This is a genomic window from Micromonospora sp. CPCC 205739 (genome assembly GCF_036906795.1).
GTDB lineage: Bacteria > Actinomycetota > Actinomycetes > Mycobacteriales > Micromonosporaceae > Micromonospora.
Genome location: NZ_JBAKHS010000025.1, coordinates 33,843 through 54,151 on the forward strand (window position 1 = coordinate 33,843; position 20,309 = coordinate 54,151).

Sequence of the window (20,309 nt, forward strand, 5' to 3'; positions counted from 1 at the left end):
CGCCCGGCTCGGCGCGGACTGACCCGCCGGCCGCCGCACCTCAGGCGATGAAGTGCGTCAGGCGGTGAAGTGCGGGTTGCCGGCGGTGAGGCGCAGCGTGAAGGTGTCCGTGCCGCGGTGCATCGCGACGTGGTTGCAGGACTGGTGGGTGATCCACAGCCCGAGTCCACCCGACGTCGCGCCCCGCGCGGGCAGCAGGCCCGCGTACGGGTCGCTCGGCCCGTCACCGCGGTCGTCGACGCTCACCACGATCCGGTGCTCGCCGGCCCAGAGCCGGAACCGCACCGGTGGCCGCCCGTGCCGCAGCGCGTTGGTGACCACCTCGCTCACGGCCACGGCCAGGTCCTCGACGTCGTCGGCCTTCAGCCGGCCGTGACCGGCCTCGTGCACCACCTCGCGGGCCTGCGCCGGTGTCGGGTCGCGCAGCTCGACGGCCGGGGCGTCGGCCTGCAACGGGTCGGGCACCATCGGCCGGTTCTCCCGCAGGTACGCCTCCGGCGCGGTGTAGCCCTCGTTCGGCACGTGCCGCCCGTCCGGGGTGGCCGTCCGCGGGTGAGTGCGCAGCACGTCCGCCAGCATCGCGGCCGGGGTGCTGCGGGTGTCGTACGCGCACATGCTCCAGAGCGGGAAGTCGTCGTACGCGTGGTTGATCGCCGACTCGTAGCGGGCCCACCAGTCCCAGGTCGGGCCGAACGCCGACGGGGGCAGCTCACCGATGATGCGGATCTGCCCCGCCCCGGCGGCGACGTGCTCCGCCAGCAGCTGCCGGTACGACCTGATCGCCGCGGTCGGCCGGGCGTACACGTCACCGCCACCCAGGTACGACACCCCGGAGTCGGGGCCGAGCGCCGCGCGCACCAGGGCGGTGTTGCGCTCGCCGAAGGCGACCAGCGTCGGCTCGCCGGCGGCCACCCCGCCGGTGAGGAAGGGCAGCACGACGGCGAGCAGTTCCTCGTCGGAGCCGTAGCAGACGGCCTCGTGGAAGTAGCCGCTGTGCCCCGCGGCCGCGCCGGTCCTCATCGGGCCACCTCGACCCTGATCCGGTGCAGCCCCAGCAGCTCGACCAGCCGGGCTGCGGAGGTCAGCGGGGTGTGCAGGGTCACGGTGCCGCCGCGCCGCGCGGCGTACCGGTTGAGGTGCGTCAGGTTCCGGTGGTCGACGAAGCGCAGCCCGTCGGCGCGGATCACCAGGTCTCCGGGGGCTCCGTCGAGGTGGGCGCGGGTGAGCGCCGCGTCGAAGACGTCGTGGTTGGAGGTGTCCAGCTCGCCGGTGAGGACCAGGTCGTCGGCCCCGGCGTACAGGTGGAACAGGGTGGTGCCCGGGTCGGCCGACGGGTGCAGGCAGGCCAGCTCCTCGATCGCCGCGTCGCCGAGCGCCCGCCGGTCGTAGCCGCAGGCGGCGACCATCGGCCGGGCGCGCATGAAGCGGTCGACCAGGTGTTCGTAGCGGGCGAAGGCGTCGCGCTGCTCGGCAGTGACCACGAGCGCCGTCGCGTCGGCGGCCACACGCAGGCCGGCGTGGCCGTCGGCGAGCGCCGCGTCGGTCAGGGTGGCGTAGGTGGCGACCTGGTCGGCCGGGTCCACGACGTGCCGCTCGCCGTAGGTGTCGCGCACCGAGACGACCTCCGCCGCGCCGCTGCCCAGCGCCGCGCGCAGTCGCGGGACGTCCCGCCACCGGGCGACGGCGACGTCCTCCGGCTCGGCGGTGACGTAGCGGACCCGTTCGCCGGCGTCGAGGCCGGCGAGGAGGAACCGCTGGGCCCGGGCGTCGAAGACCGCCGGGTCGTCGTAGCTCCAGCAGACGTGTCCCGGCGGCACGGAGCGTGCCGATCCGCTGGTCACGCTCTCCGCCTCATGCCGGGAGTCTATGCCGCTGATGGCCGGTCGGCGCAGCCCGGCCGGCCGGGGCAGGAGCGCCCGCGCCCTGGTGGTACCGGCCACCGCGACCCGGCGGGAGTCAGCCGGCCGTGGGGGCCAGGTCCGGACGCTTCTCCGGCGCGGTCGCCGGCCGGCCCATCCGCCGCCACGGTCCGCCCAGCAGCGGGACGAGCACGACCAGGACGTAGGCGGTGCCGACCGTGAGCAGGGTGGCGGTGGGGCCGAACCGGTCCGCGGCCAGGCCCGCGCCGAGCGCGCCGAGCGGCATGGCGGCCCAGGCGCCGGCGCCCACCACCCCGTAGACCCGGGCCCGCATGTGGGCGGGCACCCGCTCCAGCTTGACCGCGCCGATCAGCGGGTTGATGGCGCCGGCGGCGAGCCCGGAGACCGCGAAGACCGCGAGCATCACCGGCAGCGGCGGCGCGGCGGCCAGGGCCCAGAAGGGCGGCCCGCCGGCGATCGCGAAGGTGGTGACGAAGGTGGCCCGGCGCGGCAACCGGTGACCCACGGCGCTGAACAGCAGCGAGCCGGCCAGCGCGCCACCGCCCATCGCGCCGACCAGCAGCCCGAACGCGGTGGCCCCGCCGAGCTCGCGCTCGGCCACCAGCGGCAGCAGGACGCTGCTCTTGGTCGCGTCGAAGCAGTTGGTGACCAGCACCAGCAGCACCACCGCGCGTAGCAGGGGCTCCCTTACCAGGAACCGGACCCCGGCGGCGAAGTTGCGCCAGTAGCCGCCGGACTCCTCCTGCGCCGGCGCGGCCGGGCGCATGCCGCGGGGCACCAGCAGCGCCACCACCAGCGCGGAGACGGCGAAGGTGGCGGCGTCCACGGCCAGCACCGGCAGCGCGCCGAGGGTGGCGACCAGCAGCCCGGCCACCGGCGCGCCGAGCAGCCGGGACCCGCGTTCGGTGGCCTCGAACCAGCCGATCGCCCGTTCGATCGGCACCCGGGCGGCGGTCGCCGCCTCCGGCAGCAGCGCGATCCGGGCGGTCTGCCCGGGGGTGTCGAGGAGTCCGCTGGCGAAGACCAGCGCGAGCAGCGCCCAGAACGGCAGACCGACCGTCGCGTCGAGCAGCGGGATCGCGGCCACCGTGGCGCCGGAGACCAGGTCGGCCAGGACGCTGGCCCGCCGGTAGCCGATCCGGTCGACCAGCACGCCGCCGAGGGCGCCGCCGAGCACCACCGGCGCGGCGGCGAACGCCCCGGTCAGCCCGGTCGCCGCCGGCGAGCCGGTCTCGGCCAGCACGTAGAGGGGCAGGGCGATGAAGGTGAGCATGTTGCCGGTGAGCGAGACCGTGTGGCCGACGAGCAGACCGAGCAGCGGACCCCACCGGCGCGGCGCGGCGCTCACTGCGGCCCCCGGTAGGCCTGCCAGATCAGCGTGACGGTGCGGGCGTCGGGCCGGTGGGGGTCGCTGCGCGCCCGCCAGCGGGCACCCAGCGCCGCCAGTTCGGCGCGCAGCTCGATCAGCTCGTCGGGGGTCAGGTGCATGATCTGGTCGCTGCTGGTGGTGCCGCGTACCCAGTCGGGGTCGAGGGTGGCCTCGCTGTCGAGGTAGGCCTGGAACCGCTCGACGTACCGCTGGAAGGCGGCCCGGCGCAGCAGGTCCGAGGCGAGCTTGCGCTCCGGGTCGTGCAGCACCTCGACCGGCTCCCAGTTGGTGCGGTCGTGCGCCGCCCGCCACCACCGTTCCCGGCGGTCGCGGGCGTGCTCGGGGGCCTCCCGGATGAAGCCGTGCTCGGCGAGCCTGCCCAGGTGGTAGCTGACCGAGCCGACCGCCTCGTCGACGAGTTCGCTGAGCATGCCGACGCTCAGCGGGCCGCGTACCCGCAGCTCGCCGAGGAGCCGCAGGCGGGTGGGGTGGGCCAGGGCGCGCATGGCTCGCGGGTCGGTCAGGTGCAGTGTCGACTCGTCCTCCGGCATGCCGACAGGCTAGACGTACAAGAAATGATGTACAAGAAGTCTTGTTGAACTGCGGGGCGGCGGTCGGCGCGGGTGACTCAGGCGGGGCGGCGGCCCTTGAGGCGTCGGCCCAGCTCGCGGGCGATTTCCCGATTGGCGTCGCGCTCGGCGAGGACCTGCCGCTTGTCGTACGACCGGCGGCCGCGGGCCAGACCCAGCTCGACCTTGGCCCAGCCGTTGCTGAAGTACATCGACAGCGGCACCAGCGTCACGCCCCCGTCGCGCAGCTTCTCCAGGATCCGGGCGATCTCCACCCGGTGCAGCAGCAGCTTGCGGGTCCGGCGGGGCTGGTGGTTGGTCCAGGTGCCGTAGCCGTACTCGGCGATGTGCAGGCCGTGCAGCATGATCTCGCCGTCGTGCTCCTGGGCGAACGCGTCGACCAGCGACACCCGCCCCTCGCGCAGCGACTTCACCTCGGTGCCGGCCAGCACGATCCCCGCCTCGTAGGTCTTGAGGACGGTGTAGTCGTGCCGCGCCTTCTTGTTGGAGGCGATGAGCCGGCGCTCCGTGTCCCTCGACACGACGACCTCCTGTGGTGGGCTGCGGACCGGGTGCAGGATACCGCCGGCACCGACGTGACCGGGTCACCGGTTGCACGGCCACACCCTGCGGAAGCTGCCGGTCAGGTCACGCACGAATGCGACCCGGCCGGGCCGCAAGGTCCACTGGTGGGCCACGGTCGGGCGGTAGGGTCGGCGATCGTGACCGAGCCGGACTTCCTCACCGCCACCCGCACCTCGTACGACACCATGGCCGCCGACTACACCGAGTTCATCCGCGACGAGCTGGCCGCCCTGCCGCTCGAGCGGGCCATGCTGGCGGCCTTCGCCGAGCTGGTGCTCGCCGACGGGGGCGGGTCGGTGCTGGAGGTCGGCTGCGGACCCGGACGGATCACCCGGCACCTGCACGACCTCGGCCTGGACGCCGCCGGCCTGGACCTGTCGCCGGGCATGCTCGCGCAGGCCCGCCGCGACCACCCCGACCTGCGCTTCACCGAGGGATCCATGCTGGAACTCGACCTGCCCGACGGCGCGCTCGCCGGCCTGGTCGCCTGGTACTCGGTCATCCACCTGCCGGACGACCGGCTGCCGGCGGCGTTCGCCGAGTTCCACCGGGTCCTCGCCCCCGGCGGGCACCTGCTGCTGGCCTTCCAGGTCGGCGACGAGCCGATGCACCGCGCCGACATCTGGGGGCGTCCGGTCTCCCTCACCTTCCACCGTCGCCGGCCCGAGCAGGTGGCGCGGCTGCTGCACGCCGCCGGGCTGGACGTGCACGCCCGGCTGTGCCGCGAGCCGCAGGAGGTGGGCGGGCGGCGGGAAGCCACGCCGCAGGCCTGCCTGCTGGCCCGCCGCCCCGGTGACGACCGGCGGTGACCGGGCGACCACGACGGCTCGTATCCTTCTCCCGCGGATCCCGACCCGGGGACCCGTGACGACCCGATGAGGAGGTTGGTGTGAGCAGCCGGACCGAGACGTTGGAGTTCCAGGCCGAGACGCGTCAACTGCTGCAGTTGATGGTGCACTCGATCTACTCGCACAAGGACGTCTTCCTGCGGGAACTCGTCTCCAACGCCTCCGACGCGCTGGACAAGCTGCGGCTGGAGTCCCTCGTCGACAAGGACCTGGCGGCCGACACCGCCGACCTGCACATCGAGATCGAGACCGACACCGCGGCCCGTACCCTCACCGTGCGGGACAACGGCATCGGCATGTCCCGCGAGGACGTCGTCTCGCTGATCGGCACCATCGCGCGCTCCGGCACCGCCGAGCTGCTGCGCAAGCTGAAGGAGTCCCGCGAGGCCGCCGCCCAGGACCTGATCGGCCAGTTCGGCGTCGGCTTCTACTCGACGTTCATGGTGGCCGACAAGGTCACCCTGCTGACCCGGCGCGCCGGCCAGGCCGAGGGCACCCGCTGGGAGTCCACCGGCGAGGGCACCTACGTCGTGGAGACGGTCGAGGACGCTCCGCAGGGCACGTCGGTGACCGTGCACCTGAAGCCGGCCGACAGCGAGGACAACCTCGCCGACTACACCGACCACGGCAAGATCCGCGAGATCGTCAAGCGGTACTCCGACTTCATCGCCTGGCCGATCCGGCTGGTCGCGCCGGACGCCGAGCCGGCCACCCTCAACTCGATGAAGGCGCTCTGGGCCCGGCCGCGCGACGAGGTCGCCGAGGAGGAGTACCGCGACTTCTACCGGCACGTCAGCCACGACTGGGCCGACCCGCTGGAGACCATCCACATGCGGGGCGAGGGCGTCTTCGAGTACGAGGCGCTGCTCTTCATCCCCACGCACGCCCCGTTCGACCTGTACCTGGCCGACGGTCGGCGCGGAGTGCAGCTCTACGTCAAGCGGGTCTTCGTGATGGACGACTGCGCCGCGCTCATGCCCAACTACCTGCGCTTCGTCAAGGGCGTGGTGGACGCGCACGACCTGTCGCTGAACATCTCCCGGGAGATCCTTCAGCAGGACCGGCAGATCCAGATCGTCCGCCGCCGGCTGGTCCGCAAGGTGCTCGCCACCGTCAAGGAGATGCGCGCCGAGCACCCCGAGCGGTACCGGACGTTCTGGTCGGAGTTCGGCCGGGTCGTCAAGGAGGGGCTGCTGGAGGACCCGGACAACCAGCAGGCGATCCTCGACGTCGTCTCCGTCGCCTCCACCCACGACGCCGCCGAGCAGACCACCCTGCGCGACTACGTCGAGCGGATGAAGGACGGCCAGGAGGAGATCTACTACGCCACCGGTGAGACCCGGGCGACGCTGGAGAACTCCCCGCACATGGAGGCGTTCCGCGCCAAGGGCTACGAGGTGCTGCTGCTCACCGACCCGGTCGACGAGGTCTGGGTGGAGCGGGTGGCGCAGTTCGACGGCCGGCCGCTGCGCTCGATCGCCAAGGGACAGGTGGACCTGGACACCGCGCAGGAACGCGAGGAGGCCGAGACCCAGCGGGAGCAGCAGACCAAGGAGTACGCCGCCCTGCTCGGCTTCCTCGGCGGCGCGCTCGCCGACAGCGTCAAGGAGGTGCGGCTCTCGTCCCGCCTGACCACCTCGCCGGCCTGCCTCGTCGGCGACGCGCACGACATCACCCCGACGCTGGAGAAGATGTACCGCGCGATGGGGCAGGAGGTGCCGAAGGTCCTGCGCATCCTCGAACTCAACCCGACCCACCCGCTGGTCACCGGCCTGCGCGCCGCGCACGAGCGCGGTGGCGACTCCGCGGCGCTCACCGAGACCGCCGAGCTGCTGTACGGCATGGCGCTGCTCGCCGAGGGCGGCGACCTGGCCGACCCGGCCCGCTTCGCCCGGCTCCTCGCCGACCGGCTGGCCCGCACCCTCTGACGCGACGACGGCCCCGGTCCGGTGCAGCGCCGGGCCGGGGCCGCCTGCTCAGTCAGGAACCGACCCGCACGCCCATCGCCGCCCAGGTGGCCGGGCCGACCACCCCGTCCACGGTCAGCCCCCGCATGCCCTGGTACCAGCGCACCCCGGCCTCGGTCTTGGCGTCGAAGGCGCCGCTCGCGGGGCCGCACCGCTTCGCGCCGACGAACCGCTGGACGAAGGCCACGTCCCCGCCCTTGCTGCCGCGCCGCAGCGTCCGCGAGCCCGGTCTGACCTCGGACACCGGCGTCGCCGGTCGCCCGCTGGGCACCGACGGGGCCGGCTTGACGGCCGCGCGCAGGGCCGCCACGGTACGCGGGCCGACCACCCCGTCGGCGGTGAGCTTCCGGGCGGTCTGGAACGACCGTACCCAGGCGGCCACGGCCGGCCCGAACACCCCGTCGGCCGTCAGCCGGGCCCCGAGGCGGTTGGCGACGGCCTGCAACTCCCGGACGTCGCCGCCCCGACAGCCGGCGCGCAGCAACCGGTCGCCGAGCCGCGCAGTCGTGGCGGTGGCGATGCCCCACGGGTGGCGGCTGTCCTCCAGGCTCCGCTGGTGGCTGACGCTGACGTGCAGGTGCTTGTCGTGCGGGTTCGGCCCGGTGTACCGGGCCGGCCGGAAGCTGCGGGTACGGCTCCAGATCTTCCGGTCGTAGATGACGTACTGGGTGGACGGATGGCTGACGGCCTGCCGGACGACCAGCAGCGGGTCGATCCCGTCGACGTCCACGTCCACCGCGTTGACCGACTGGTCGTCACTGTCCGGATTATGGTCCGAGCGGCGCGCCTGGTGACTGGCGTCGCCCAACCAGCCGTCGGACTTGCGGTCCCGCTGCGGCCATCGGGTGTCTATCTCCTCGCGCAGCACCCGCAGCGCGGGCGCCAGGTGCACGCCCATCTCACTCCTCCTCTTCCAGCGCGGCGGCCAGGTCGAAGTCGACCTCGTCGCCGGCCAGGCTCTCCGGGTCGTCGTCCTCGTCCAAGGTGGCGACGAGGTAGTCGGTGTCGATGCTTACGGCGTCCATGAAGGTCCTTCCTCTCGCGGATGGTCGACCGCCGCGAACCGGGGCGGATCGTGCTGGCCAGGGCACCGGCGCCCGGCAACCGGCGGGTCCGACGCGTCGGCGCCGCGGCCGCGCTCTGCTCCCTACCGTCCGAGTCGGCGGCCGGGCTGCCCAGACATGAGTCGCCAATCAGCGGCAACGCTGACCGTCCAGCGGCGCGGGCCACCGATCGAGGCCGCCTGACCAGCGAAAACGGCGAGGGGACGGCACCTGATCCGCCGCTCGGAGCGAGGCTTTCGGCCCAGTCGTGACAGGTTCCCGACCGGCCCTTGTAGAGCACCGCCGACCAACCCGCAACTCGAAGCACGGCGCCGTCGCTCAGCCGGGTGAAGAACTTCACAAGAGGTGGGCAATCCGCCGAAACGGTTCCTAACGTCGTTGGTGTTCGCGATCGCGGACACCACGGCCGGTAACGCCTAATCCATGCCGCCGGCCGCTGGGACCTTGTCACCGGGCATGGAGCGGGGGACCCACACGTTCCTCGGTGCACGTCACCTCGGGGTGAAGCCGCCACGGCGGCCGGGCTCCTCGGCCCGAACCCGACAGCTCACCTCGTCGGCGTGGAGGAATCCACATGGCAACTGAATACACCGCCCGTCACCGACGGGTCAGCTCGCGCCGCATCGCCCTCGGCACGCTCGCCGTCGGTGCGGTCACCGGAGTCGCCGCCGTGCTGGCACCGGCGTCGCCGGCGAGCGCCGCCAGCGTCAACTGGGACGCGATCGCCCAGTGCGAGTCCGGCGGCAACTGGCACATCAACACCGGCAACGGCTACTACGGCGGCCTGCAGTTCTCGCAGAGCACCTGGTCCGGCTACGGCGGCAAGAAGTACGCCTCCCGCGCCGACCTGGCCAGCCGGGGCGAGCAGATCGCCATCGCCGAGAAGGTGCTCGACGGTCAGGGCATCGGCGCCTGGCCGACCTGCGGCAAGAAGGGCGGCTCCACCAAGAGCTACGCCGGCAGCTCCGAGAAGTCGCAGAAGTCGCAGAAGTCGGAGCGGCGCGCCACGCGGGCCACCACCAAGGAGCGCTCGTCGCGTGGGGAACAGCCCAGCAGCCGCAGCCAGCGGCGCAGCGCGCCGGCCGGCACGGGCAAGGTCCACGTCGTCAAGCCGGGCGACACGCTGTCGAAGATCGCCGACGCCCGGGGCCTGGCCGGTGGCTGGCGCCCGCTGTACGAGCGCAACAAGGGTGTCGTCGGCGCCGACCCGGGCCTGATCTTCCCGGGTCAGAAGCTCGCCCTCTGATCCCGTCCCGTCCGGCCCCGCAGGGGGCCGGACGGGCAGGTCACACCCGAACACGTGAGCGCCCGGCCGCCGCCCGCGGCCGGGCGCTCACGGGTCCGCGCCGGCCCGGCGACGGTCGCCGGCGTGCTCGTCGCGCCCGGTTCAACCGTCCCGGGCCGGAGGTGACCCGGCCCGGTCGGGCAGGCTGCCGAGCAGCACGGCGCGGGGAGAACGGTGCGCCAGGTCCTCGGCGACGCTGCCGAGCAGTCGCTCGCCGAGCCCGTGACCGCCCCGACCCACGACCAGCAGGTCGACGTCGCGGGCCTCGGCCACCGCCAGCAGCCCGTCGGCCGGATGACCGACGACCACCTCGATGCTCGGCTGCGGCAACTCCGCCGGCAGCGCGTCCGCCCGGTCGTCGAGCATCCGGCGGATCCGGCGGTCCTCCTCGGTCGCCTCGACGTCGACCAGGTCCGGGCTGGTCACCGCGACCAGCACCAGTTCGCTGGCGGTGCCGCCCAGCGCGCGCACGACGGCGCGCAGGGCCCGGTCGGAGTCCGGGGAGCCGTCCACGCCGACGAGGACCCGCAGTCCCGTCCCGGTCGGCGCGGGCGGCCGGGACCGCACCTCGACCCGCCGGGTACCCGCCCGGCCACGCTCTACCGCGATGGGTACGAAGAGCGGCCCCAGCAGGCCCCCGACCAGGTACCAGAGCAGGTTGCGGTGCCCACCGCGGGTGACGAAGACGGCCGCGGTCAGCAGGCCGGTCGCCAGCCAGACCACCACCGCGAGGAGCACCCACCACCACTGGTCCACGCGCGTGCATACCCGACCCGCCCCCGGGTAAGCCGCCGCTCCCGGCCGGGGAGGATGCGCATGACTCGTCGACTCGGGTCACTCTTCTCGCCGGCTGGCGCGCGGCGACGGGCTGGACCACCCGGCATGATTCGTCGGGCGGCCGTCGGGTACCAGGACAGTCACCGCGCCGGACCACGAGCGCGGGCCGTCGCGACGGTCGATGTGTCCGCCGCGGCGGCGGATAGGGTTGGCCCAGGTGTGCCGGGAAGTCTGGTCGGCGATGGATGACGCGACCCCTGCCGACGAGGAGTTTCCGTGACCGACGCCACCCGGCGCCGTACCAGCCTGTTCGCCCGACACTCGTGGGGCGAGACCAGCCGCATCTCCGCCATCCTCCGTAAGGAGACCGTGGGCGGCGCGCTGCTGCTCACCGGGGCGCTGCTGGCGTTGATCTGGTCGAATTCGCCCTGGGCGGAGGGCTACCGGTGGGTGCGCGACCTGACGGTCGGCCCGTCCGCGCTGCACCTCGACCTCAGCCTCGCCACCTGGGCGGCCGACGGCCTGCTCGCCATCTTCTTCTTCGTCGCCGGGCTCGAACTCAAGCGGGAGTTCGTCGCCGGTGACCTGCGCGATCCGCACCGCGCCGCCGTGCCGGTCGCCGCGGCCGTGGGCGGGGTGATCGTACCCGCCGTGCTGTACTACCTGATCGCCGCCGGCGCGGGCCCCGGCGCCGGCAAGGGCTGGGCCATTCCGACGGCCACCGACATCGCGTTCGCCCTCGCCGTGCTCGCCGTGGTCGGTCGGTGCCTCCCGTCGGCGCTGCGCACCTTCCTGCTCACCCTCGCCGTCGTCGACGACCTGATGGCGATCGTCATCATCGCCGTCTTCTACACCGCCGACCTCTCGGTGGTCCCGTTGCTGGGGGCGGTGGTCCCGCTGGCGATCTTCGCCCTGCTGGTGCAGCGTCGGGTCCGCTCCTGGTGGCTGCTGCTGCCGCTGGCGGCGGTGACCTGGACGCTGGTGCACGAATCCGGGGTGCACGCCACCGTGGCGGGAGTGCTGCTGGCCTTCACCGTCCCGGTGATCCGCCGCGCGGACGCCGGTGACCCGGACGCCGGCCCCGGCCTGGCCGAGCACTTCGAGCACCTGTTCCGGCCGATCTCCGCCGGGATCGCCGTACCGATCTTCGCGTTCCTCTCCGCCGGCGTCACCGTCGGCGGTCTCTCCGGCCTGGTCACCTCGCTGAGCGACCGGGTTGCGATCGGCATCGTGGTCGGCCTGGTCGTCGGCAAGCCGATCGGCATCGTGGTGGCCACCTGGCTGGTGTCCCGCTTCACCCGTGCGACCCCCGACGAAGGCCTCAACTGGCTCGACGTGCTGGGCCTGGCACTGCTCGGCGGCATCGGTTTCACGGTGTCGCTGCTGATCGGCGAGCTGGCCTTCGGCCTGGGCAGCGAACGCGACGACCACGTCAAGGTCGCCGTGCTCACCGGGTCGCTGCTGTCGGCGCTCCTGGCGACCGTCATCCTCCGCGCCCGTAGCCGCGTCTACCGCCGGGTCCACGAGGCCGAGCGGGTCGACGTCGACCAGGACGGCGTGCCGGACGTCTACGAATCCGAGCCCGACCGGTCCACCGGTCGGTGAGCACGGCGGTGGCCGGACGGGCGTGCCCGTCCGGCCATCGCGACGCCCGGGGTGGCCGGGCCGTTATGATCAACGGGAACCGTGGAGCGCCGGGAAGTCTGGTCGGCACCGTGCTGACCCCTGCCCCTGGAGGCTGACCCGTGCTGCTGCTCTCCTTCGCCGCCGTCCTGCTGGCCGCCGTGCTCGTGTCGGCCCTGGCGCATCGCACCATCCTCTCCACGGCGGCACTGTTCCTGGTCGCCGGTTTCGTGCTCGGCGAGGACACCACCGGGGTGCTGCACCTGCGCGCGGACTCCCCGATCGTGGCGCAGTTGGCGGAGCTGGCGCTGTTCGCGGTGCTCTTCACCGACGGGATGCGGGTGGGCTGGGCCGACCTGCGTGCGGCGTGGCGGCTGCCCGGCCGGGCGCTCGGCTGGGGTCTGCCGCTGACGCTGCTGGTGACCGCGGTGCTGGCGCACTACGTGGCCGGGTTGGACTGGCCGGAGGCACTGCTGATCGGGGCGATCCTGGCCCCCACCGACCCGGTGTTCGCCGCCGCGCTGGTCGGCAACGACAAGGTCCCGGCCCGGCTGCGGCACCTGCTCAACGTCGAGTCCGGCGTCAACGACGGCCTGGCCCTGCCGTTCGTGGTGCTCCTGCTGGCCGTCGCCGCCGGCTCCGAGGACCTGCACCTGGGGGAGTTGGGCACCGAGCTCGCGCTCGGGCTGCTGATCGGTGTGCTGGTGCCGCTGCTGGCGATCGCGCTGGAGCGGACCCGCTGGTTGGCCGCGTCGGCGGCGTACGCCCCGTTGAACGGGGTGGCGATCGGCCTGCTCGTGCTGGCCCTGGGCAAGGCGACCCACGGGAACCTGTTCCTGGCCGCGTTCGCCGCCGGCATCACCGTGGCGACCTTCGGGCCGCGCGAGCGCGCGGCGTTCGAGCACTTCGGGGAGAACGTCGCCGAGCTGCTGAAGCTGGCCGCGTTGCTGGTCTTCGGAGCGCTGATCTCGGTGCAGTTCCTCGGCGAGATCAGCTGGACGGGCTGGGTCTTCGCGATCCTGGCCATCGTGGTCGCCCGTCCGGTCGCGCTGTGGATCTCCTTCCTGCGCTCCGGGCTGAGCCCTCGGGAGCAGGCCGCCGCCATGTGGTTCGGCCCGAAGGGGTTCGCCTCGGTGGTCTACGGACTGCTGGTGCTGGAGTCCGGCATCCCCGCCGCGGACGAGGTGTTCCACCTGGTGGCCCTGACCATCGTCGTCTCGATCCTGGCGCACTCCTCCACCGACGTCGTGATCGCCCGGGCCTTCGACGAGGCCCGGGAGGCCCCGGCCTGGTACGGCGTGCTGCGCCGGGTCCGGGGAACCCGCCGGTCGACCGCGCCGACGGCACCGCCCGGCGAGGCGGTCGAGTCCCGGTCCGCCGGGGACGACCAGGCCGGCCCGAAGTAGCGCGGCCCGGCACGGCGGCGGGTCCGCCCGACCGCTACGCCGCTCCGGCCGGGTACGCCCGGGTCTCGCTGGCCTTGACCGCCGCCCACACCCGCTGCCCGGGCTCCAGGCGCAGCTGGGCGGCGGCGGCCGGGGTCACGTCGGCGGCGGCGGTGACCGGGCCGGTGAGCTGCACCCGCAGGTTGTCCCCGTGCCGCTGCACCCCGCTGACGGTGGCCGGCCAGGTGTTGCGCGGGCTGCCGTCGGGCCGGTGCGGGTGCAGGGCCACGGCGGCGGGCCGGAAGACCACGAAGGCGTCGCCGTCGAGCCGGTCGGCGGTGGCCAGGACGAAGCCGTCGCCCAGGCGTACCCCGTGCCCGTCGGCGTGGCCCCGGTAGAGGTTCAGCCCGACGAGCCGGGCGACGAAGTCGGTGCGCGGCCGGGCGGTGACGGTGGCCGCGTCCCCCTCCTGCACCACCCGGCCGTCCTCGACGATGACGAGCCGGTCGGCCAGGGCCAGCGCGTCGAGCGGGTCGTGGGTGACCAGCAGCGTCGCGCCGTCGTGGTCGGCCAGGTGCCGGTGCAGGTGGGCCCGGGTGTCCAGCCGGGTCCGGGCGTCGAGCGCCGCGAGCGGCTCGTCGAGCAGGAGCAACCTCGGGCGTACGGCGAGCGCGCGGGCCAGGGCCACCCGCTGGGCCTGCCCGCCGGAGAGCTGCCGCGGCCGGCTCCGGGCGTGCCCGGAGAGCCCGACCCGGTCCAGCCAGCCGGCCGCCTGCTCCCGGGCGGCCCGCCGGTCGAGGCCCTGGCGGCGCGGGCCGAACGCGACGTTGTCCAGCGCGCTCAGGTGCGGGAAGAGCAGGTAGTCCTGGAAGACCACGCCGACCCGGCGCCGCTCCGGCGGTATCCAGCGGGCCCGGTCGGGCCGGTCCAGGTCGACGCCGTCGAGCAGGACGTGCCCGGCGGTGAGCGGTTGCAGGCCGGCCAGGGCGCGTAGGGCGGTGGTCTTGCCGGCCCCGTTCGGGCCGAGCAGCGCGACCACCTCGCCGGCGGCGACGCTCACCCGGACGTCCAGGCGGAACGTGCCCCGGTCGACGACCAGGTGGCCGTCCAGCAGCGGGCCGGTCACGGGCTGCTGATCCAGCGGTCGCGCAGTCCGGCGAGGATCGTCACCGAGACGGTGAGCAGGATCAGGCTGAGCACGATCGCGGCGTCCAGGTCGGTCTCCAGGGCCAGGTAGACCGCCAGCGGCATGGTCTGGGTGCGGCCGGGATAGTTGCCGGCGAAGGTGATGGTCGCGCCGAACTCGCCCAGCGCCCGGGCCCAGCAGAGCACCGCCCCGGCGGCGACGCCGGGGGCGATCAGCGGCAGGGTCACGTGGGTGAAGGTGGTCCACCGGCCCGCGCCGAGGGTGGCCGCGGCCTCCTCGTAGCGGCTGTCCGCGCCGCGCAGCGCGCCCTCGACGGCGATGATGAGGAACGGCATCGCCACGAACGCCTCGGCGAGCACGACGCCGGTGGTGGTGAAGGGCAGGGTGAGGCCGAAGGCGTCGTCCAGCCACCGCCCGAGCAGCCCGTTGCGGCCGAAGACCAGCAGCAACGCCACACCGCCGACCACCGGTGGCAGCACCAGCGGCACGGTGACCAGGGCGCGCACCACCCGCCGGCCGGGGAACCGCGCCCGGGCCAGCAGCCAGGCCAGGGGTACGCCGCAGGCCAGGCAGAGCAGGGTGGCCAGGGTGGCGCACTGCACCGACAGTCGCAGCGCGGTGAGCACGCCCGGCGCGGTCAGCCGCTGCGGCAGCGTCGCCCATGGGGTACGCGCCAGCAGCCCCGCCAGCGGCAGCACCAGGAAGAGCAGCCCCAGCCCGGCCGGTACGAGCAGCGCGACCGGCACCCGCCGGCCGGGCCGTCGCCGGGTACGCGGTGCCGGGCCGTGCGGTGCGGCGGTCACGACCCGGCGGGCGGCTGGAAGCCGGCGTCGGTCAGCACGGCCCGACCCTGGTCGGAGCGGACGTGGTCGACGAAGGCGCGGGCGGCGGCCGGGTTCGGCGCGTCCTTGAGCACCACCAGCGGGTAGTCGTTGACCGCGCGGGCGGACTCGGGGAACTCGACACCGTCCACGTTGGCGGCGGCGGACCGGACGTCGGTGCGGTAGACCAGCGCCGCGTCGACCTCGCCGAGCGTCACCTTGGACAGCGCGCCCTTGACGTCCTGCTCCAGGGTCACCGGGGTCAGCCTCACGCCGGCCTCGGCGAGCGCCCGGGTGGCGGCAGCTCCGCAGGGCACCTGCTCGGCGCAGAGCGCCACCTTGGCGCCGGGCCGGGTCAGGTCGGCCAGCCCGGCGACCCCGCCGGGGTTGCCCTTCGGCACGGCGATGACGAGCTGGTTGCGGGCGAAGACGGTGGGGGAGCCGGCGGCGGCGCCCGCGTCGGTGACGGTGGCCATGTTCTTCGGGCTGGCCGAGGCGAACACGTCCGCCGGGGCGCCCTGGGTGATCTGGGTGGCCAGCCCCGAGCTGCCCGCGAAGTTGAAGGTGACCCGCACGCCGGGGTGGGCGTCCTCGAACTGCCGGCCCAGGGTGGTGAAGGACCCGGTCAGGGACGCGGCGGCGAAGACCGTCACCGGGCCGGCGATCCCGCCGGCGCCGCCGTCGTCGGTGTCGTCGCCGCAGCCCGCGAGGCCCAGGGCAGCCACCATCGGCAGGACGGCCAGGGCCGCGCGGATCCTCGTCATCAGCTGTTCCTCCCGCGGGGGCCGGGCGGTGCGGACCGTTCCACCACGACCGTGGTCGACTTGATCACGGCGACGGCGGTCGAGCCGACCGTCAGGCCCAGCTCGTCGACCGCCTCCCGGCTCATCAGCGAGACCACCCGGAACGGACCGGCCTGGATGTCGACCTGGGCCATCACCGTGTCCCGGACGACGGCGGTGACGATGCCGCGCAGCCGGTTGCGGGCCGAGGAGAACTCGGCGCGCCCGTCCGGCTCGGCGGCCTGGGCCCGCACGAAGCCGGCCAGCTCGACGCCGTCGACCAGCCGGTGGCCGTGCTCGTCCCGGGTCGCCGCGAGGCGCCCGGCGTCCACCCAGCGCCGCACGGTGTCGGTGCTGACGCCGAGCAGTTCGGCGGCCTCGCTGATCCGGAACACGGTCACCCGGTCACCCTAGCGACTCGCGTCTGCGTGGCGGAAGTGGCGACTTCCCTCGCGTACCCGAGGATGCTGGCGGGCTGACGGCCGCATCTGCGGTGCGGCCGGCGAGCCGGGCGGGCGCCGCCCGACGCCGAGCGCGGCGGCGCCCGGCGTGAAGCTCGCCGGTTGCCGGGCCGGCGCACCGCGATCGCCCGTGCGCCCAACCGTCTGATGTCCCGGGGTGCGGGCATGGCTCGCCTACCATGCGGGCGTGGCGAACTTCGATGCGTCGGCGGCGGTCACCACGGTCTGGCAGCGGCAGAGTGTCTGGTCGCAGGCCGCGACGGCCGAGAAGCGCCGGGTCGCGCGCGCCCGTCGCACCGTCGCCGCCCTCACCATCGGCGCCGCCGTCGCCGGCTCGCTGGCCACCCAGCTCGGCGACCCGCACCGGACGGCCAGCCGGTGCCTGGCGATCCTCGCCGGCGCCGCGCTGCTGCTGGTCCCGGTGGCGGCGCGGTGGACCTCGCGGGACTCGGTGCACGCGTGGACCCGGCTGCGGTCGGTCTCCGAGGCGCTGAAGGCCGACGTCCACCGCTACCTGGCCGGGGTGGCGCCGTTCGCCGGCGCGGACCGCGACCGGGTGCTGCTGCGGCGCGCCGACACCGTGCTGGACGACGCCGGTGACCTGGTCGCGCACACCCTCGGCGTCGCGCCGGTCGCCCGGCCGCTGCCGGACGTGCGCGACGTCCCCAGCTACCTCACCTCCCGGGTACGGGGGCAGGTGGCCGGCTACTACGCGCCGATGGCGGAGCGGATGGCGCGGCTGGCGGCGCGGATCCGGTGGGCCGCGACGGCGGTGACGGTGGCCAGCGCCCTGCTCGCCGCGACCGTCGGGGTGCTCGGCGACGGCCTGGGCCTGACCGCGTGGCTCGGCGTCGCGGCGACCGCGACGACCGCCCTGGTCGGCTACGGGGCGGCGCAGCAGTACGAGGCCCAGCAGATCGAGTTCGCCCGGACGGCCGACCAGCTCACCCGGCTGTGCCTGACCCGCGAGACCGGTCACGGCTGGACCGACGACGACGCGTTCGTCGCCGAGGCCGAGCGGATCATCTCGGTCTCGAACGAGGGCTGGATGGCGAAGATGATCGAAGAAGATGGCGCAGCGCAGCAGTGACATCACAGCCCGTGCAATATATTATCTTCGATGGTGTCGTTGACCGTCACTGCCGTGGATGTCGACCGCCCATCAACGTAACTGGGGGAACCGACGTGGATCGCATCGCAGTCCGTCCCGAACCGACCCCGACCTCGACCCCGCCCTCGCCACCACTTCACGACCTGCGGCACACGCCGCTCGGCCAGATCTCCCTCTCCCGGGCGCGCGCCGTCGCCCGCACCCACGACCGCAGGGTGGATCGCCCTACCGGCGTCGATGTCGCAGGCTTCGGCTCTTCGATCTGACGCCGGCGGGCCGGGCCGGAAGCCGACCGGGCGGGTCAGCCCGCTGAGTCAGTACGTGCTCAAGCTGACCAGCCGCTGCGACCTCGCCTGCGACCACTGCTACGTCTACCAGCATCCCGACCAGTCCTGGCGCCGTCAGCCGCACGTGATGGCGGCGTCCACACTGGAGCAGGCGGCGCACCGGATCGCGGAGCACGCCGCCGCGCACGGGCTCGACACCGTCCGCGTCGTGCTGCACGGCGGCGAGCCGCTGCTGGCCGGCGCGGACGGCCTGGCCGCCACCGCCGCCGAGCTGCGCCGGCAGGTCGAGCCGGTGGCCCGGCTCGACCTGCGGATGCAGTCCAACGGCGTGCTGCTCACCCCGCGGATCTGCGACGTGCTCGTCGCGTACGACGTCAAGGTCGGCATCTCCCTCGACGGCGACCTGGCCGCCAACGACCTGCACCGGCGCTACGCCAGCGGCCAGAGCAGCCACGCCGCCGTGCTGCGCGGGCTGGCGCTGCTGCGCCGCCCCGAATACCGGTCCAGCTACGCGGGCATCCTCTGCACCATCGACCTGGCCAACGACCCGGTCGCCGTCTACCAGGCGCTGCTCGCCCAGGAGCCGCCGCAGATCGACTTCCTGCTTCCGCACGCCAACTGGGAGCGCCCCCCGGCCCGTCCCGACGGGGTACCCACCCCGTACGCCGACTGGCTGCTCGCGGTCCACCGGCGCTGGCTGGCCGACGGGCGGCCGGTGCCGATCCGGCTGCTGGAGTCCCTGCTCTCCACCGCCTCCGGCGGCACCAGCCGCACCGAGGCGGTCGGGCTGGGCTTCGCCGACCTGGTGGTCATCGAGACGGACGGGACCTTCGAGCAGGTCGACTCCCTCAAGTCGGCGTACGACGGCGCCCCGGCCACCGGCCTGGACGTCTTCCGCCACCGGGTCGACGACGCCGCCGCCCACCCGATGATCGCCATCCGGCAGACCGGGCTGGCCGGTCTCTGCGCCACCTGCCGCGCCTGCGCGGTGGTGCGGCAGTGCGGGGGCGGGCTGTTCGCCCACCGGTACCGGCCCGGCACCGGGTTCGACAACCCCTCGGCGTACTGCGCGGACCTGAAGGAACTGATCCACGCGATGACCCCCACCGACGTACCGGCCCAGCGCCAGCCCACCGACTCGCTGAGCCCGACGGTCCTCGACGACCTCGGCTCCGGCTACGGCACCGTGGAGTCCGCCCGCCACCTCGCCTCGGTCCACCTCGGGCTGGTGCGCGCGCTCCTGGTCGACCTCAGCTCCCGGGTGGCGCAGGACGAGCCGGCCGCCGCCGGCTGGCAGGTGCTGGTCGACCTCGACCTCACCGCGCCGGACGCCGTGTGCGCCGTGCTGGAGCATCCGTTCGTCCGCCGGTGGGCGCAGCGCTGCCGCGACGACGCGACGGCTGACCTGTCGTACCTGGCGTGCGTGGCGGCCGCCGCCGCGATCCGCGCCGGAGCCGACGTCGAGCTGACCGTGCCGGTGCGCGACGGGATGATCAGCCTGCCCACGCTCGGCGCGCTGACCGGCGACGCCGACGACCGGACGGCCACGCTGGCCATCCACGACGGCGGTGTCACGACCCGCCTCGGCCGGCGTCGGCTCACCGTGCGGCCCGACCGGCCGGGCGCCCCGGACGGCTGGTGGCCGGTGCGGGCGGCCACCGCCGACGGGTACCACGTCCTGCTGGAGGACACCGACCCGTACCGGGACTGCTTCGACCTGCCCGTCGCGGCCCGGCTGCCGGCCGCCGCCGCCGACGGGTGGACCCGGCAGCTGGCCCGGGCGCTGTGCCGCGTCGACGTCGAGGCCGGCGGCTACTCCCCGGGCCTGCGGACGCTGCTGCGCGCGGTGGTGCCGCTGCGGCCCGACGAGGGTGGGATGCAGCGCAGCGCCGCCGCCGGGGCCGCCTTCGGGGCGGTCGCCGTCGCGCCGGCCCCGGACGACGCGGCGCTCGCGGTGCTGCTGGTGCACGAGGTGCAGCACCTCAAGCTGCACGCGGTGCTGGACGTGTGCGACCTGTTCGACCGCCACGACCGGCGCCGGCTGAACGTGCCGTGGCGGGCGGACCCCCGACCGGTGGAGGGCGTCCTGCACGGCACGTACGCGCACCTGGCCGTGGCCGACGTCTGGCGTCGCCGGCCCGGCGGCGTGGCGGCGGCCGCCTACCGCCGCTACCGCGACTGGACCGACGGCGCGCTCGGCGCGCTGCTCGACCTCGGCGCGCTGACCGCCGCCGGCGAGCGGTTCGCGCAGCGGATGCGCGGCACGCTGGACAGCTGGTCGTGACCCCCGATGCCGCCGAGCTGGCCGCCGGACGGACCGACCGGCTCCGGCGCGGGTGACGGGGACA

The 20,309-nt window shown here is 74.3% G+C and carries 19 protein-coding genes and 1 riboswitch; of the genes, 7 read left to right on the top strand and 12 right to left on the bottom strand.

What is annotated here, in order from left to right:
• Window positions 1-57: 57 nt before the first annotated feature.
• From V6U88_RS26480 to smpB, 5 genes are all read right to left on the bottom strand, one after another.
• The gene (locus tag V6U88_RS26480) at window positions 58-1,020 is read right to left on the bottom strand and encodes an anti-sigma factor RsbA family regulatory protein (RefSeq protein ID WP_334457050.1); all 963 of its coding nucleotides are present in this window, start codon (window positions 1,018-1,020) and stop codon (window positions 58-60) included.
• Window positions 1,017-1,841 (bottom strand): MEDS domain-containing protein, encoded by an 825-nt coding sequence (locus V6U88_RS26485; protein WP_334457051.1) that lies wholly within the window; start codon window positions 1,839-1,841, stop codon window positions 1,017-1,019. The genes V6U88_RS26480 and V6U88_RS26485 overlap by 4 nt, the downstream gene beginning before the upstream one ends.
• Before the next feature lie 115 nt (window positions 1,842-1,956).
• Window positions 1,957-3,228, bottom strand: a complete 1,272-nt coding sequence (locus V6U88_RS26490; protein WP_334457052.1) for an MFS transporter — start codon at window positions 3,226-3,228, stop codon at window positions 1,957-1,959.
• Complete coding sequence (locus tag V6U88_RS26495) at window positions 3,225-3,800, bottom strand: ArsR/SmtB family transcription factor (RefSeq protein WP_334457053.1); 576 nt, start codon at window positions 3,798-3,800, stop codon at window positions 3,225-3,227. Before V6U88_RS26495 ends, V6U88_RS26490 begins: the two co-directional genes overlap by 4 nt.
• A 77-nt stretch (window positions 3,801-3,877) precedes the next feature.
• Entirely contained in the window at window positions 3,878-4,360 is a 483-nt protein-coding gene (gene smpB, locus V6U88_RS26500; protein WP_334457054.1) for an SsrA-binding protein SmpB, read from the bottom strand.
• Between the two features lie 180 nt (window positions 4,361-4,540).
• On the opposite strand from smpB, the gene V6U88_RS26505 reads away from it, so the two are divergent.
• Entirely contained in the window at window positions 4,541-5,212 is a 672-nt protein-coding gene (locus V6U88_RS26505) for a class I SAM-dependent DNA methyltransferase (RefSeq protein ID WP_334457056.1), read from the top strand.
• A gap of 80 nt (window positions 5,213-5,292) precedes the next feature.
• Window positions 5,293-7,179 carry a molecular chaperone HtpG gene (gene htpG / locus V6U88_RS26510; protein ID WP_334457059.1) on the top strand — a complete coding sequence of 629 codons (1,887 nt, stop codon included), beginning with the start codon at window positions 5,293-5,295 and terminating at the stop codon, window positions 7,177-7,179.
• 52 nt (window positions 7,180-7,231) lie between these two features.
• Here the strand turns inward: htpG and V6U88_RS26515 are convergent, their stop codons facing one another.
• Together V6U88_RS26515 and V6U88_RS26520 are read right to left on the bottom strand one after the other, a co-directional pair.
• Window positions 7,232-8,116, bottom strand: coding sequence for a peptidoglycan-binding protein (locus V6U88_RS26515; RefSeq protein ID WP_334457061.1), 885 nt, complete (start codon window positions 8,114-8,116; stop codon window positions 7,232-7,234).
• 1 nt (window position 8,117) lies between these two features.
• Window positions 8,118-8,243 (bottom strand): hypothetical protein, encoded by a 126-nt coding sequence (locus V6U88_RS26520; RefSeq protein ID WP_334457063.1) that lies wholly within the window; start codon window positions 8,241-8,243, stop codon window positions 8,118-8,120.
• A gap of 442 nt (window positions 8,244-8,685) precedes the next feature.
• Window positions 8,686-8,858, top strand: a riboswitch (cyclic di-AMP (ydaO/yuaA leader).
• On the opposite strand from V6U88_RS26520, the gene V6U88_RS26525 reads away from it, so the two are divergent.
• On the top strand, window positions 8,857-9,528 hold the full coding sequence (locus V6U88_RS26525; RefSeq protein WP_334457065.1) for a transglycosylase family protein: 672 nt from the start codon (window positions 8,857-8,859) through the stop codon (window positions 9,526-9,528). (Overlaps the previous riboswitch by 2 nt.)
• Before the next feature lie 141 nt (window positions 9,529-9,669).
• Here V6U88_RS26525 and V6U88_RS26530 read toward each other — a convergent pair whose 3' ends face one another.
• Complete coding sequence (locus V6U88_RS26530; RefSeq protein WP_334457067.1) at window positions 9,670-10,323, bottom strand: universal stress protein; 654 nt, start codon at window positions 10,321-10,323, stop codon at window positions 9,670-9,672.
• A 297-nt stretch (window positions 10,324-10,620) separates the two neighbouring features.
• Between V6U88_RS26530 and nhaA the strand changes: the two genes are divergently transcribed.
• On the top strand, window positions 10,621-11,949 hold the full coding sequence (gene nhaA / locus V6U88_RS26535; protein WP_334457071.1) for a Na+/H+ antiporter NhaA: 1,329 nt from the start codon (window positions 10,621-10,623) through the stop codon (window positions 11,947-11,949).
• 140 nt (window positions 11,950-12,089) lie between these two features.
• Window positions 12,090-13,373 (top strand): cation:proton antiporter, encoded by a 1,284-nt coding sequence (locus V6U88_RS26540; RefSeq protein WP_334457074.1) that lies wholly within the window; start codon window positions 12,090-12,092, stop codon window positions 13,371-13,373.
• A gap of 34 nt (window positions 13,374-13,407) precedes the next feature.
• Here the strand turns inward: V6U88_RS26540 and V6U88_RS26545 are convergent, their stop codons facing one another.
• From V6U88_RS26545 to V6U88_RS26560, 4 genes are read right to left on the bottom strand one after another with little or no spacing between them, the layout of a single operon-like run.
• Window positions 13,408-14,478: an ABC transporter ATP-binding protein gene (locus tag V6U88_RS26545; protein ID WP_442934701.1), complete on the bottom strand. Its 1,071-nt coding sequence runs from the start codon at window positions 14,476-14,478 to the stop codon at window positions 13,408-13,410.
• Window positions 14,475-15,302, bottom strand: a complete 828-nt coding sequence (locus V6U88_RS26550; RefSeq protein ID WP_334457076.1) for an ABC transporter permease — start codon at window positions 15,300-15,302, stop codon at window positions 14,475-14,477. Before V6U88_RS26550 ends, V6U88_RS26545 begins: the two co-directional genes overlap by 4 nt.
• On the bottom strand, window positions 15,299-16,075 hold the full coding sequence (gene modA / locus V6U88_RS26555; RefSeq protein ID WP_334457111.1) for a molybdate ABC transporter substrate-binding protein: 777 nt from the start codon (window positions 16,073-16,075) through the stop codon (window positions 15,299-15,301). The genes V6U88_RS26550 and modA overlap by 4 nt, the downstream gene beginning before the upstream one ends.
• Window positions 16,076-16,083: 8 nt before the next feature.
• Window positions 16,084-16,503 carry a TOBE domain-containing protein gene (locus V6U88_RS26560; protein WP_334457078.1) on the bottom strand — a complete coding sequence of 140 codons (420 nt, stop codon included), beginning with the start codon at window positions 16,501-16,503 and terminating at the stop codon, window positions 16,084-16,086.
• A 247-nt stretch (window positions 16,504-16,750) separates the two neighbouring features.
• Between V6U88_RS26560 and V6U88_RS26565 the strand changes: the two genes are divergently transcribed.
• Window positions 16,751-17,653 carry a DUF4231 domain-containing protein gene (locus tag V6U88_RS26565; RefSeq protein WP_334457080.1) on the top strand — a complete coding sequence of 301 codons (903 nt, stop codon included), beginning with the start codon at window positions 16,751-16,753 and terminating at the stop codon, window positions 17,651-17,653.
• A 258-nt stretch (window positions 17,654-17,911) separates the two neighbouring features.
• Entirely contained in the window at window positions 17,912-20,245 is a 2,334-nt protein-coding gene (locus V6U88_RS26570; protein ID WP_334457082.1) for an FxsB family cyclophane-forming radical SAM/SPASM peptide maturase, read from the top strand.
• Window positions 20,246-20,309: the final 64 nt, after the last annotated feature.

What these genes read in the sequence shown, in the direction of transcription:
- V6U88_RS26480 (WP_334457050.1), bottom strand. Translation starts at nt 1,020, where the DNA reads ATGAGGACCGGCGCGGCCGCGGGGCACAGCGGCTACTTCCACGAGGCC.
- V6U88_RS26495 (WP_334457053.1), bottom strand. Translation starts at nt 3,800, where the DNA reads ATGCCGGAGGACGAGTCGACACTGCACCTGACCGACCCGCGAGCCATG.
- V6U88_RS26515 (WP_334457061.1), bottom strand. Translation starts at nt 8,116, where the DNA reads ATGGGCGTGCACCTGGCGCCCGCGCTGCGGGTGCTGCGCGAGGAGATA.
- V6U88_RS26520 (WP_334457063.1), bottom strand. Translation starts at nt 8,243, where the DNA reads ATGGACGCCGTAAGCATCGACACCGACTACCTCGTCGCCACCTTGGAC.
- V6U88_RS26525 (WP_334457065.1), top strand. Translation starts at nt 8,857, where the DNA reads ATGGCAACTGAATACACCGCCCGTCACCGACGGGTCAGCTCGCGCCGC.
- V6U88_RS26570 (WP_334457082.1), top strand. Translation starts at nt 17,912, where the DNA reads ATGTCGCAGGCTTCGGCTCTTCGATCTGACGCCGGCGGGCCGGGCCGG.